Below are 13,950 nucleotides of genomic sequence, written 5' to 3'. Positions count from 1 at the left end.
TTTCATACATGGCAAAAGGAGTCGGGATGCATGTTGCAACACCTCTAATTTCAACGATCGCCGGAGGGCTGGTTCTCGCTTTCCTGCTCGGTATTTTGGCAAATCGCCTGCGCATTTCCCCTCTTGTCGGTTATCTGGCCGCCGGTGTGCTTGTCGGACCCTTTACCCCGGGATTTGTCGCCGATACCTCGCTGGCTTCGGAGTTAGCCGAGCTTGGGGTCATTCTGTTGATGTTTGGTGTTGGCTTGCATTTCTCCCTGAAAGACCTGATGGCGGTTAAATCGATCGCCATTCCCGGCGCGATTGCGCAGATTGCCGTGGCAACGCTGCTCGGGATGGGGCTTTCCGCCCTGCTGGGCTGGAGCCTGGCGAGCGGTCTGGTGTTCGGACTCTGCCTTTCCACCGCCAGTACCGTAGTGTTATTGCGCGCGCTGGAAGAACGTCAGCTGATTGACAGCCAGCGCGGCCAAATCGCCATCGGCTGGCTGATTGTCGAAGATTTGGCCATGGTGCTGACGCTGGTTCTGCTGCCCGCCTTTGGCGACATGATTGGCGCGGAACACGCCGACACCGGTAAGCTGCTGCGCGATCTGGCCTGGACCATCGGTAAAGTTATCGCCTTTATCACCTTGATGATTGTCGTCGGACGCCGTTTGGTGCCCTGGGTGCTGGCAAAAAGCGCCAGCACCGGCTCCCGCGAGCTATTTACGCTGGCGGTGCTGGCCATGGCGCTGGGAATCGCTTTCGGCGCGGTGAAACTGTTTGACGTTTCCTTTGCGCTGGGCGCGTTCTTTGCCGGCGTGGTGTTGAACGAGTCCGAGCTAAGCCAGCGCGCCGCGCATGATACGCTGCCGCTGCGCGATGCGTTCGCGGTGCTGTTCTTCGTTTCGGTCGGCATGCTGTTCGACCCGATGATTTTGATCAACGATCCGATGGCGGTGCTGGTTACTCTGGCGATTATCGTCTTCGGTAAATCCGCCGCCGCGTTTCTGCTGGTACGGCTCTTCGGCCACTCGAAGCGCACGGCGCTGACCATCTCCGCCAGCCTGGCGCAAATCGGCGAATTCGCCTTTATTCTCGCCGGACTGGGCATCGCCCTGGGATTGCTGTCCGAAGAGGGGCGCAGCCTGGTGTTGGCGGGCGCCATCCTTTCCATCATGCTTAACCCGCTGCTCTTTACCATGCTCGAACGCTATCTGGCTAAAAATGAAACCATTGAAGAACAGATAGTGGAAGAAGCGATCGAAGAAGAGAAACAGATCCCCGTCGATATGTGCAACCACGCGCTGCTGGTCGGTTACGGGCGCGTCGGCAGCCTGATCGGCGCCAAACTTCATCAGGAGGGCATCCCGGTGGTGGTGGTGGAAAACTCCCGCGCGCGCGTCGATGCGCTGCGTGAGCAGGGCATCAAGGCGGTGCTCGGCAACGCCACTAAACCGGAGATTATGGAGATCGCCCGTCTGGACTGCGCCCGCTGGCTGTTGCTGACCATCCCCAACGGCTATGAAGCCGGTGAAATCGTCGCGGCGGCGCGTGAAAAAAGGGATGACCTGGAAATTATCGCCCGGGCGCATTATGACGACGAAGTCGCCTATATCACCGAGCACGGCGCCAATCAGGTGGTAATGGGCGAACGAGAGATCGCCAACAGCATGATTACCTTGCTCAAGCTTGAAGAAGTGCCGGCGACGCAGCAGGAGTGCCCGATCTAATCCTTATCAGGCGGGCGTCGCCCGCCTGCTCTTTTCGCCTACTCCGCTTTTGTCACCAGTTGTTCCAGCAGATCGATATGCAGCGGATCGTCGTTTAACGCCGGAATATAGGTAAATTTCTCACCGCCCGCGTGCAGGAATATCTCTCTGTTTTGCTCCTGAATCTCTTCCAGCGTTTCCAGACAGTCCGCCGCAAAGCCGGGACACATAACCTGAATATGCTTAACGCCCTGCGCCGGCAGGCTTTTCATCGTTTCATCCGTATAGGGCGTCAGCCAAGGCTCACGCCCAAAACGCGACTGAAAGGTCACCAGCACGTTCTCTTCAGGCAGCCCTAATGCCGCCACCAGCGCCCTGGAGGTCGCCATACAGCGCAGCGGGTAGTCATCCCCCTCGCTGGCATAGCGCGCCGGAATGCCGTGGTAAGAGAGCACCAGCCTGTCCGGCTCCCCCTGTTCGGCAAACGCCCGCTCCACGCGGGATTGCAACGCGGCGATATAAGCCGGGTGTTGCGCATAATCACGAATAAAACGGATGGTGGGCAAACGACGGTATTGCCGCAACAGCCTGGCCAGCCCGTCCCAGACGGCGGCGGTCGTCGAGCAGGAGTATTGCGGATACAGCGGCAACACCACCAGCTGCGTGACGCCCTGCGCCAACAGCTTATCCAGCGCCGAATGCAGGCTGGGAGAGCCGTAGCTCATCCCCAGCTCAACCGGAACATCCGCCATGCGGGCCGCCAACGCCTGTTGCTGGCGGCGGCTAATCACCAGCAGCGGCGAGCCGCCCTCCATCCACACCGACTGGTAGAGCTTCGCCACACGCGGCGAGCGGATAGGCAAAATAACGCCGCGCAATAGCGGCCACCACAGCAGCCGTGAGGTATCAACCACCCGCCTGTCGCTCAGGAATTCAGCCAGATAGCGTTTCACCGCCCGCGGGGTGGGTGCATCGGGGGTGCCCAGGTTCACCATCAGCACGCCGTACTTCTGTTGCGTCATCACAGCCTTCCTCTTATGGAGCGGCAGGCTTCCACTGCCCGCTCCGTATCTGGTATCAGACTGTCTATTGTAGCGAAAAACGCCGCATAAAAACGGCAAGATAGCCGGGATAAAACCGATGCCATCAATAGGAAAAACAGGAGAAGTGATACCGACGGGCCGTGGAGGGCAAAAAAATGCCAGGCGATCGCCTGGCGGCACTATCGTAAACCGTCGGGAATTAACCCAGGATCTTTTCCAGCTCGGCGCGCACTTCCGCAACCTGGCGCGTACCTTCCACTTTGAAGTAACGGGTATTGCCGGCATCCGCTTCCTTCTGGTAGTAAGCCACCAGCGGCGCGGTCTGCTGATGATATTCCACCAGACGTTTGCGCACCGTCTCTTCCTGATCGTCTTTGCGGGTAACCAGATCTTCACCGGTTACGTCGTCTTTGCCTTGCACCCGCGGCGGGTTAAATTTCACGTGGTAGACACGCCCGGAAGCGGGATGCACCCGACGTCCGACGATGCGATCGACAATCAGTTCGTCAGGAACCGCGAACTCGATAACATAATCCACGTCGATGCCCGCCTCTTTCATGGCGTCAGCCTGGGGAATGGTACGCGGGAAGCCATCCAGCAGGAAACCGTTGCGGCAATCGTCCTGAGCGATGCGCTCTTTTACCAGCGCAATAACCAGTTCATCAGTGACCAGCTTGCCGGCATCCATGATTTCCTTGGCCTGCTTGCCCAATTCGCTGCCGGCTTTTACCGCCGCACGCAGCATGTCGCCGGTGGAAATCTGCGGAATACCGTATTTTTCCATGATGAATTGAGCCTGAGTACCTTTGCCTGCGCCCGGAGCGCCCAGCAGAATAATACGCATTGCGTAAATCCCCTTGCTATAGAGTATTTATAAAATAAATTTGAAAAGCGCTAAACCATACCATTCCAGGCGTTTATCCTCAAGGAACGGGCTCGTTTCAGCCTGTCGTCAGCGGTCAGAAAATGTCATTGCCGACGTTTGGAGCGATGGCAAACGGGCGGAATACCCGTTCAATATCGTTATTCCTCCTGTCCGCGGGCGATGACGGCAACCGTGAGGCCGCCGCCATAAGGTCTATTATTTACCGGTCAAGCCAGACAACACTTTCTCAAAGTCATTGAACGGGCAGAAGCCGTCGGCGTTAACCGGGCACCCTTGCAGTTCAAGCGTGACGCGTTGCGGCGGATTGGCCCGATTAAGCTGTGCCAGGGTTCTGATCTGATCGGTGGATTGATAGACATATTCCATTTTCAGCAGCGACGCGCCGCTGGTCTTGTCTTTCCAGCGCTCGAATACCACTTTGCCGCCGATCGGCGTGGTTTCAAACTGATTCGGCAATTTGTAGGGTTTGACGCCCAATGCTGAAAACAGCGACGCGACGTTGGAGTCATGCCCCACCAGGAAAGTAAATTTCGGCGTGTTCTCGCCGAATGAACGCTCCAGTTCTTTAACCAGATTCACCGAGACTTCTTTGGCGACCACCGGGGCGCTGAACACGACGCTGTTATAGTATTCCTTGATCGACACCAACGATTCGAACTGCTGGTTATCTTTGATTCTGCCCCAGCCGACGTTCTCGATCGGCGCGCCTTCATAGTATTGCAGAATAAAGGCATCCGAAATCGAGGTGCCGGTTCTTAACGGGCCGGAGACGCCGGGTTCCTGATCCGCAACAATTTTCACCGTGGTTGGCTGAGCCGTGAGATCGCACTGTTTATCCTCTTTGCAATTTGCCGATTCAGCATAGCGGATCACCTGCGCCATCTGTTGGTAGGTTGGCTTCAGCCTCTCATTCAGGCCGTCAAGGCCCTTGTCACCGGCCGTTTTATTAATTGAATCAATGGCCCGCTGCTTAAAGTCCGCGCTGCCGTCGCGGATAATCGGATTAAAGGTCGCATCCATTGTGCCTAATTTTTCTTTATGCTCCACCGGAACGATGCAGCCCGGAAACGCCCCTACGGCGAAGTATTGGGCGGTGGAGATGGTACGTTGCAGGCTGTTGGCGTAAAAACGCACCTCCTTTTCCGTCGGACAGGTATCAGCGGCCAACAGGCGGTTATCCACCAACCATTCGCTGAAATAGTGGCCGAAGAAGGCTTCCAGCGCGCCGCCGCGGGTGGTCAGATAGCTGCTGGGGGTATCCCATTGCGGCCAGGCGTCCGGCGTCATTTTGCCGAGGGTACTGCTTGGGCTCGCCAATGGCGCCCGCAGACCGTGGCGGCTAAATACCACGACCTGCTCCAAGGCAAAATTATCGCCGACGGCCAGGGTTTCAGTTGAAAACGGCAACAGTAAAGGCAGACAAAACAGCGCCTTCATTTTTAATGACATTATGCACTCTCCTCGTTGAGGAAATGTTATTTCCCCTATTAAAAAAACGCCGGGAGCGTTTTTCAACGTCGCTTGCGACGGCCTGAAAGGTGGCGGGCAGGACGCCCGACATATACAGGACTCCATTAAATAGTAGGCCTGACAGCGGGTTAATGACGGATTGAGAGGATAAAGAGTCATCAAAGTGTGATTTAAATCATGCAATCTCTGGCGAATGCGGCAGCCATTTTTCAATGACGGATGGATTTAGGCGGGGAAGCTCGATTTTTCTATCTTGGCGAGAGCAATATTTCTCTTTGTGAAATATGTTCTTTACCGCAGGATCAAAAACCCCCGAACGCATCGGGGGTTTGTGCAGCAGAGACTCAGAGCCGCATCAGGCGCTCAGTAACTGATTCATTCGGCGGATAAACTGGTTAGGATCGTCCAGCGTACCGCGCTCGGCCAGCAAAGCCTGATCCAGCAGCAGTTCAACCCACTCGGCGAACTGCGCGTCGTCGCTCACGTCGGAGGCGCGTCTGACCAGCGCATGATCCGGGTTGAGTTCAAAAATATACTTCACTTCCGGCGCCTGTTGCCCGGCGGCGGCGAACAGTTTCGCCATCTGGGTGCTCATTTCGTTGGCGTCGGTGGTGACAATCGCCGGCGTATCCGTCAAACGGTGGGTCAGACGAACCTCTTTCACCCGATCGCCCAGCAGCGTTTTTACGCGCTCAACGAAAGGCTCCAGCGCTTTTTCCGCTTCTTTCTGCGCATCGGTTTCCTCATCCGCCAGCTTGTCCAGCGCCTCATCCGCTTTGCTGACGGACTGGAATTGCTTACCGTCGAACTCCGTCAGGTAGCTCATCATCCATTCATCGATGCGATCGGAGAGCAGCAGCACCTCAATGCCTTTCTTGCGCAACAGTTCCAGATGCGGGCTGCTCTTCGCCGCGGCATAGCTGTCGGCGGTGATGTAGTAAATCTTCTCCTGCCCTTCCACCATGCGGCCTACGTACTCTTCCAGCGAGACGGTCTGCGCCGAGCTATCGGTATGGGTGGTGGCAAAGCGCAGCAGCTTGGCGATGGCTTCCCGGTTGCCGCCATCTTCCGCCGGCCCCTCTTTCAGCACCAGGCCGAACTGCTGCCAGAAGGTCTGATATTTTTCCTTATCGTCCTGCGCCAGTTTTTCCAGCATCTGCAAGACGCGCTTGGTCAGCGCACTGCGTAGATTCTGGGTAACGCGGCTGTCTTGCAGAATTTCGCGGGAAACGTTGAGCGGCAGGTCATTGGAATCAATCAGGCCGCGCACGAAGCGCAGGTAGTTGGGCATAAACTGTTCCGCGTCATCCATAATGAACACGCGCTGCACATACAGCTTCAGACCGTGCTTATGGTCGCGGTTCCACATGTCCCACGGCGCCTGGGCGGGAATGTACAGCAGGCTGGTATATTCCTGTTTCCCCTCCACCCGGTTGTGGCTCCAGATCAGCGGGTCGGTAAAGTCATGGGCGATATGCTTATAGAATTCGGTATATTCTTCATCGCTGATTTCGGATTTGCTGCGCGTCCACAGCGCCTGCGCCTTGTTAATCTTCTCCCAGGTTACCGTGGCTTCGCCGCCCTCTTCCTCGCTCTCCTGGCGAGACTCGATTTCCACCGGCAAAGCGATATGGTCGGAGTATTTGCTGATGATGGAACGCACGCGCCAGTCATCGAGGAACTCATCTTCGCCTTCGCGCAGGTGCAGGGTGATTTCGGTGCCGCGATCTTCTTTGGTGATGTCGGCAATGGTGTAATCGCCTTCACCGGCGGATTCCCAGAACACGCCCTGATCGACGGCGGCGCCCGCGGCGCGGGTGCGCACGGTCACTTTATCGGCGACGATAAAGGCGGAGTAGAACCCCACCCCGAACTGACCGATCAACTGGCTGTCTTTTACCTGATCGGAGCCCAGCGATTCCAGAAATGACTTGGTGCCGGATTTGGCGATGGTGCCGAGATTATCAATCACCTCGTCGCGGCTCATCCCGATGCCGTTGTCGGAAATCGTCAGCGTGCGTTTTTCCTTATCGGTGGAAACGCGCACGCGCAGCTCGCCGTCACCCTCATATAATTCAGGCGAGGAGAGCGCGCGAAAACGTAATTTGTCCGCCGCATCGGAGGCATTGGAGATCAGTTCACGCAGAAAGATTTCTTTGTTGGAATAGAGTGAATGGATCATCAAGTGCAGCAGTTGCTTTACTTCAGACTGGAATCCGCGGGTTTCTTGGCCTTTCATACTCATTATTGCTTACCTCAATCCTAATATTATTCAGGCTGATTACATTGGCGATGAGCATGAAATGGGGATAAGCCGCGATAATTTCAAGGGCTAACGCGGCATTTCCAATATGTTATAAGGCAAATGCCGTACCGCGTCTTCGCGTACGGCACCATAAACAAACCTCATAGCCTGATTCAGTTACCGGATATCAGGTACAGGCAGTCGCCCTGAAAGGCATGCATAGGCAAATGCAACAGATCATTCGCCAAGGTGGCGTCAAGCGACATGGTACGCCGGCTTTCCAGTTCAATCACGCTGATACGTTCTACCTCCATCTCCGGTCTCAGAGACAGTTCGATATTAAAAGGCATATAAATCAGTAAGGTATTTTTCTGGCGCGCGGCCCTAATTTCAGCAGGCGCATCAATCAGTCCAACGAATGGCGACAGGCCAAATAGCCCGTGCTGAGAAATAAAATCCTTAATAAACGAATAATCCCAGGCTCCGGGAAAATGAATCGCCTCTCGCCATAAATAGGGAGATAAAAAACCTTCCCCCAGCGCGACGCCGTAACTGAGACCTTTTTCATGCCAGTTCCAGATACCGTGCGCACCATAGCTGACCCCAGCGCCCGCCCCCGACAAAATGCTCTGCCATGCGGCTCGGCGCGCGTCAAAACGGGTAAAGCGCCCATATTGCCGACGGCTATAGCTGATCATTTCATAACAAGGCTCGGAATTAATGACGGGTTTAGGCGGTATTTTGGCGGAAAAACATTGAGCCAACGTATAGGCCGTCGATTGGAATTGCGCATTATGCCCCGACTGATAGCACCAGAAATCAAGATTAGGGTTTTCTTCCAGCCGTGACGGGATGATATCCAGACGTCCCCGGATATGCAGCGTAGCCAGGCTCTCCGGTGCCAGCGCCTTAATCTTGTTCAAGGCGATTTCATAGTAGTCGATAATATCGTCGGATTCGAAATCCGTATCCCCGCTGACCATATAAATGGGGTGATATTTTGAGAAGTAGCGATCGACGGTTTCTACATAAGACTCAACGCAATCTTTCGGCATCACGACCGTTCTTCGTAATTTATCCGCCCAGGTATGAGGAACATACGAACACCACAATAATACCAACGCCACGACGAATCCTTTCTCCGTCGCCAGTTTTACCATGTGCTCGGCATGTTGAAAATAAGCCGCATTGCACATGGTAAAATCATAACCATTGTCATTCTGTATGTAAGGATGAAGGTGCTCACGCCCTTTGCTTCTATCCCACTGCGGCAAGATATTTATCTGTAATACCGTAAACCCCTGCCGTTTGCGATAATCGAGATAATATTCCCACTCTTCCTCGCTGATATTGGTGAAAGCACTCCATACCGTATCCGCCAGATAAAAAAACGGCTTGTCATGGCGAAGAAACGCTTTTCCGTTTTTATGAATACTTAACATGCCGTTTCCTCCTCAAGACGCTGAGCCACTGTTATTGAATACCGCAACCGGATTATTTTTATAACCGATGGTGATGGTCAGTAAAGAAGCCACTAAAAATGCGACAAAGAGAGAAATACAAAAACCGTAGAAACCCCAGTCCGCGCCTTCTGAGCTAATAAACATTGGAATACCGAACACCCCGCCGGATGCAAACCCGCCAAACATTTTGGCGCTGAAGAATCCGGCAATGGCTCCGCCGGCCGCTGAACCGATAGAAGCCATAATGAAAGGTTTTCTTGAGGGTAAATTAACGCCATAGATGGCGGGTTCGGTAATGCCAAGAAAGCCGGATAACGAGGCGGTATAGGCGATAGATTTCAGCTCGGTTTGACGTGTTTTAATGGCGACGGCAAGCGCGGCACCGGTCTGAGCAAAGACGGTGCAATACAGCAACGCATTGATAGGATCAAAGCCATAAACGGCAATGTTGTTAATAAAGATAGGAATAAAGGCCCAATGCAGTCCGAAAATCACCGCAATCTGCCAGACGCCCGCCAGCAGGAATCCCGCAACAACCGGGCTTAAGTGATAAAGCGCCAGCGATCCATCGGCAAGCAGCTTACTGGCGTAGATAGAGACCGGACCAATAGCCAACAGCGTCGCAGGTCCTTATTCATCAACCCGGTGATCAGCGCCGCGGTCAGAAATCCTTTCAATATTCCTGACGCGGCAATCACCCCCAGTACGGGAAGAAAAACGCCGGAAATAATGCCGACAAAGGCTTCAAATAGATTGTTTTTTTTTACCGGAATACGTCCTGGCGGCGTCAAAGACGTTATTCCTTTCTGTAGCTCCAGATAAACCTTATTAACATGTTCGCCAATAACAAGCTGTACCTGGCCGCCACTGTAGATTACCGTTAAAACGCCTTGGATAGCTTCAAGACGTTCTTTGGTAGTGAGCGCTTCATCCTTCAATTGAAAACGCAGTCGGGTGGCGCAATGCATAACGCTGATAATATTGTCATTGCCGCCTATTTCTTTCAGTATAATTTGAGCCAGTTTCGGGTAATCCATATTCTCTCGCCTTGTTAAAAGGTAAGTAGCATTAATGGCATGGCGTTCAAACAACTCTTTGCCAGGGGCTGTTTTGTTGAATGTATTCGTCATCCCACTACCATGGCCCGTCACGACGGCGTTCGACAGTTATAGATAAACCACGCTTACTACACATAAGATCGCACGGTTACGTTCGCTTTTCGCCGGGATACTATCGATTATGAATATATATTCACAATCGATTTATTATTCATGGCAACTATGCGTTCGAAAAACGCCTTTGTCCATATCCAGCATCTTGAAAGGAGAAAAGGATCACAGAACGTCAAATACCCGCATTTCTCAGAGAAAAAGGCATTTAACGTCGAAAATAGGTAATAACGGCTTCAATTCGGCGAGAGGTTGATCTGTTGGCGGGATCCTGAAACAGATTAAGCCAGGCGATAACCGGGTAAGAAACATCAGGAGGTAGCCGCCGAACAGCGGCTATCAGAATTAAAACCGGAAAGGCTGACGCCCGGCCAGCGAATGAGACAATGTGGTGCCGTCCACCATTTCCAGTTCGCCGCCGACAGGTACGCCGTGCGCGATGCGGCTGGCCATCACGCCGTACTGCGCGCACAGTTCGGCGATATAGTTGGCCGTCGCGTCGCCCTCCACCGTCGGGTTGGTGGCCAGAATCACTTCACTGACGGATTCGCTTTGCAGCCGCTCTTCCAGCCGCCCCAGCCCGATATCATCAGGGCCGATGCCGTCCAGCGGCGACAGATGCCCCATCAGCACGAAGTAACGCCCAGCAAACTGCCCGGTCTGCTCGACGGCGTGGATATCCGCCGGGCTTTCCACCACGCAGATTTGACCGTTTTGCTGGCGCCGGGGGTTCGAGCAGATCGAACACACCTCCTGTTCGGTAAAGGTGCGGCAATCCGCGCAGTGACCGATTTCAGACATCGCGCGGGTCAGCGCCTGCGCCAGACGCATTCCCCCGCTGCGATCGCGCTGCAACAGCTGAAACGCCATGCGCTGGGCGGACTTCGGCCCGACGCCCGGTAAACAGCGCAGCGCCTCCATCAGCGATTCAAGAAGCGGACTGGTTTGCATCAGAACGGCATCTTAAAGCCCGGCGGCAACTGCATGCCGCTGGAAACCGACGCCATTTTTTCCTTCTGCGTTTCAGCAACGCGGCGGGCGGCATCGTTGAACGCCGCGGCGATCAGGTCCTCCAGCATCTCTTTGTCGTCTTCCATCAGGCTGGGATCGATCTCCACCCGGCGGCAGTTGTGCGCGCCGTTGATGGTGATTTTGACCAGCCCCGCGCCCGATTCGCCGGTGACTTCCAGATTTGCAATCTCTTCCTGCATCTGCTGCATTTTTTCCTGCATCTGCTGGGCCTGCTTCATCAGATTGCCAATTCCACCTTTACCAAACATAGTTTTCTCTCTATCACGTCGGGCTGCGCACACGCAGCGGTTAAACAGGGCGGATACTCTCTTCGTCCAGTTCCGCATCAAAGAAACGCCGCAGCGTTTGAATCGTATTATCAGCCATAATCGACTGGCGCGCCTGCGCCAGCTTTTCTTCATAAATTGCCTGGCGCCACTCCAGCGGCGTCAGCACCGCCGGGTTGTCGTCTTCGGTCACCGACAGCTCGATGGGTTGGCCATAGTGCGCCGTCAAGGCTTCCGCCAGGGTTTGCTGCGCCGCCGGCGAGTTGAGATGGCGCTGGGAAGAGCGCAAATGCAGCTGCACTTTACCGGCCTGCGGGCATTCCCTGAACGCGTTTAACGCCAGCTGTTGTACCAGTTTTGGCAACGGCAGACGGTTGATTTCCGCCGCCCACTCATCGCGCTCCATCGCCTCTTGCGCCAGGCGAGCCGCCAGTTCGGGCGTTTTTTCATGCTCCAGCGCCGAGCGCAGCGCCTTCGGCGTGGCGACATCGGTTTTGACGTCCTCCACCTTGTTCTGCGCCCGCCAGCGATAGGCTTCCGGTTTCTTCGCCGCGGCCGACGCGCCGTCTGCGGCGCTTTTGCGCTGCATGCTGCGCTCCGTCACCGAGGCTAAACGCTCAAGTGCCGAATTCGCCGGCCGCGTTTTACTTAACGCCGCCGGCTCAGTTTTTTTTGGCGGGGTCGCCCCCTGCTTGCGCAACAGTTGGCTGCGCGCCTGCAACAGTTGCGACGTGGCATCGGAAAGCCCGTCATCGGCCGGCGGCTGCGGCTCAGGCGGTTCAGCGGCGGGAGGCGTGGATGCATCCGCCGCGCCGGCCGGGTAAGACGGCGCGGCCGCGCTTTCCTGCCGCCCGGCGGCTGACGCCGGGTTAGCCGCCGGAGTGGGTTTTGACGCCGGCGCGGACTGCGGCGGCGTTTCAATAATCTGCTGGGGATGAAAGGCCAGCGCGCGCAGCAGCGTCATTTCCACGCCCATACGGCGATCCGGGGCATAAGAGAGCTCTTTGCGGCCAATCAGCAATGTCTGGTAGTAGAGCTGCAAGTCCGCCGGCGGCAGGGCGCGGGCCAGATCCCGCAGGCGGGCTTCAACCGCCGCATAATCATCGCTCAGCGCGGCCGGCAACAGTTGAACCATCGCGATACGATGCAATAGCGTCAGGGTTTCAACCAACAGCGACTCCCAGTCGACGCCGCGCGCCGCCGCCTGATCGAGCAAGGACATCACGCGCGCGCCGTCGGCCTGCACCAAGGCTTCAATGATCGCCAGCGGTTGCTCGTCGTCCAGGGTTCCCAGCATCTGACTGACCGAGGCCGTCGTCACCTGCCCCTGCCCCATGGCGATCGCCTGATCGGCGAGGCTGAGCGCATCGCGCAGGCTGCCGTCGGCGGCGCGGGCCAGCAGTTGCAGCGCCCTTGGCTCGCTCTCCAACTGCTCGGCGTGCAAAACGCGTTCTAAATGGGCGCGGATCTGTTCGACATCCAGCGCCTTGAGGTGAAACTGCAAGCAGCGCGACAGGATCGTCACCGGCAGCTTTTGCGGATCGGTGGTCGCCAGCAGGAATTTTACGTGCGGCGGCGGCTCTTCCAGCGTTTTCAGCAGCGCATTGAAACTGTGGCGCGACAGCATATGCACTTCATCGATCAGGTAGACCTTGAAGCGCCCGCGCGCCGGGGCGTACTGTACGTTGTCCAGCAGGTCGCGGGTATCCTCAACCTTGGTGCGGGAAGCCGCATCGATTTCGATCAAATCGACAAAGCGGCCGTGCTCGATTTCACGGCAGTTATCGCACTGGCCGCAGGGCGTCGCCGTTACGCCGTTTTCACAGTTAAGTCCTTTCGCCAGCAGGCGGGCGATGGTGGTTTTGCCGACGCCGCGCGTACCGGAAAACAGATAGGCGTGATGAATCCTGCCTAAGGAAAGGCCATTGGCTAAGGCGGTCAGGACATGCTCCTGACCGACGACATCAGCAAAGGTTTGGGGACGCCACTTACGGGCAAGAACCTGATAGCTCATCAATACCGCAATAGTCGAGTTATTGAGGAGGCCATGCTAACACAGCCGCGCGGTTATCGGCGAGACCGTTGTGATTAATGACCGGGGAAGTCGACCAGGCTATAGCAGGTCACGCCCATCGCTTCCAGGCGCTGCGCGCCGCCCAGATCGAACAGATTGATAACAAAAGCGGCGTCGGTTACCGTGCCGCCCAGGCGACGGATCAGTTTTACCGTGGCCTCTACCGTGCCGCCCGTTGCCAGCAGATCGTCGATAACCAGGACGTTATCCGTGGCGTTAATCGCATCCGCATGAATTTCCAGGCTATCCGAACCATATTCCAGTTCGTAGCTTTCGCTGATGATCGGACGCGGCAGTTTGCCCGGTTTACGCACCGGAACAAATCCGACGCCCAACGCCAACGCCACCGGCGCGCCAAACAGAAAGCCGCGCGCTTCCGTGCCCACCACCTTGGTAATCCCGGTATTGCGATAGCGTTTCGCAAGCATATCAATACTGGCGGCATACGCCGTCGGATCTTCCAGCAGGCTGGTTACGTCACGGAACAGTATGCCCGGCTTCGGATAATCGGGAATGCTTTTGATGCTGTTTTTAATCAATTCTTGCTGTTGCGCCGTTGCGGTCATCATCTCTGTGCCTGATAAAACGTTCTGCTCATACCAATGCCGGCC

At 55.8% G+C, this 13,950-nt stretch carries 12 protein-coding genes and 1 other annotated feature; of the genes, 1 reads left to right on the top strand and 11 read right to left on the bottom strand.

Annotation, left to right across the window (positions count from 1 at the left end):
* Positions 1-26 precede the first annotated feature (26 nt).
* Positions 27-1,712, top strand: coding sequence for a YbaL family putative K(+) efflux transporter (gene ybaL / locus DDT56_RS04285; RefSeq protein WP_136165267.1), 1,686 nt, complete (start codon positions 27-29; stop codon positions 1,710-1,712).
* Positions 1,713-1,750: 38 nt separating this feature from the next.
* Here the strand turns inward: ybaL and hemH are convergent, their stop codons facing one another.
* From hemH to apt, 11 genes are all read right to left on the bottom strand, one after another.
* Positions 1,751-2,713 (bottom strand): ferrochelatase, encoded by a 963-nt coding sequence (gene hemH / locus DDT56_RS04280; RefSeq protein WP_136165266.1) that lies wholly within the window; start codon positions 2,711-2,713, stop codon positions 1,751-1,753.
* 220 nt (positions 2,714-2,933) lie between these two features.
* Positions 2,934-3,578 (bottom strand): adenylate kinase, encoded by a 645-nt coding sequence (adk, locus tag DDT56_RS04275; RefSeq protein ID WP_136165265.1) that lies wholly within the window; start codon positions 3,576-3,578, stop codon positions 2,934-2,936.
* A 237-nt stretch (positions 3,579-3,815) separates the two neighbouring features.
* Positions 3,816-5,069 carry a bifunctional glucose-1-phosphatase/inositol phosphatase gene (gene agp, locus DDT56_RS04270; RefSeq protein ID WP_136165264.1) on the bottom strand — a complete coding sequence of 418 codons (1,254 nt, stop codon included), beginning with the start codon at positions 5,067-5,069 and terminating at the stop codon, positions 3,816-3,818.
* A 376-nt stretch (positions 5,070-5,445) separates the two neighbouring features.
* The gene (gene htpG / locus DDT56_RS04265) at positions 5,446-7,329 is read right to left on the bottom strand and encodes a molecular chaperone HtpG (RefSeq protein WP_210416980.1); all 1,884 of its coding nucleotides are present in this window, start codon (positions 7,327-7,329) and stop codon (positions 5,446-5,448) included.
* Positions 7,330-7,508: 179 nt separating this feature from the next.
* Positions 7,509-8,777, bottom strand: a complete 1,269-nt coding sequence (locus DDT56_RS04260) for a glycoside hydrolase family 140 protein (RefSeq protein WP_136165262.1) — start codon at positions 8,775-8,777, stop codon at positions 7,509-7,511.
* Positions 8,778-8,789: 12 nt separating this feature from the next.
* The gene (locus DDT56_RS24570) at positions 8,790-9,413 is read right to left on the bottom strand and encodes a PTS transporter subunit EIIC (protein ID WP_210416974.1); all 624 of its coding nucleotides are present in this window, start codon (positions 9,411-9,413) and stop codon (positions 8,790-8,792) included.
* Positions 9,341-9,928 carry a PTS transporter subunit EIIB gene (locus tag DDT56_RS24565; RefSeq protein WP_210416973.1) on the bottom strand — a complete coding sequence of 196 codons (588 nt, stop codon included), beginning with the start codon at positions 9,926-9,928 and terminating at the stop codon, positions 9,341-9,343. Before DDT56_RS24565 ends, DDT56_RS24570 begins: the two co-directional genes overlap by 73 nt.
* A gap of 384 nt (positions 9,929-10,312) precedes the next feature.
* Complete coding sequence (recR, locus tag DDT56_RS04250) at positions 10,313-10,918, bottom strand: recombination mediator RecR (protein ID WP_009113987.1); 606 nt, start codon at positions 10,916-10,918, stop codon at positions 10,313-10,315.
* A complete protein-coding gene (locus DDT56_RS04245; protein WP_009113988.1) occupies positions 10,918-11,247 on the bottom strand; it encodes a YbaB/EbfC family nucleoid-associated protein in 330 nt (109 codons plus the stop codon). The genes recR and DDT56_RS04245 overlap by 1 nt, the downstream gene beginning before the upstream one ends.
* A gap of 40 nt (positions 11,248-11,287) precedes the next feature.
* Positions 11,288-13,279 carry a DNA polymerase III subunit gamma/tau gene (dnaX, locus tag DDT56_RS04240; protein ID WP_136165261.1) on the bottom strand — a complete coding sequence of 664 codons (1,992 nt, stop codon included), beginning with the start codon at positions 13,277-13,279 and terminating at the stop codon, positions 11,288-11,290.
* Positions 11,894-11,958, bottom strand: a sequence feature (DnaX frameshifting element). It overlaps the preceding gene by 65 nt.
* A gap of 74 nt (positions 13,280-13,353) precedes the next feature.
* Positions 13,354-13,905, bottom strand: a complete 552-nt coding sequence (apt, locus tag DDT56_RS04235) for an adenine phosphoribosyltransferase (RefSeq protein WP_136165409.1) — start codon at positions 13,903-13,905, stop codon at positions 13,354-13,356.
* Between the last annotated feature and the right edge of the window lie 45 nt (positions 13,906-13,950).

The sequence above is a fragment of the Brenneria corticis genome, from assembly GCF_003115855.1.
Classification (GTDB): domain Bacteria; phylum Pseudomonadota; class Gammaproteobacteria; order Enterobacterales; family Enterobacteriaceae; genus Brenneria; species Brenneria corticis.
Note: the sequence above shows the minus strand (reverse complement) of the source record. Positions and strands in the feature narration are given on the sequence as shown.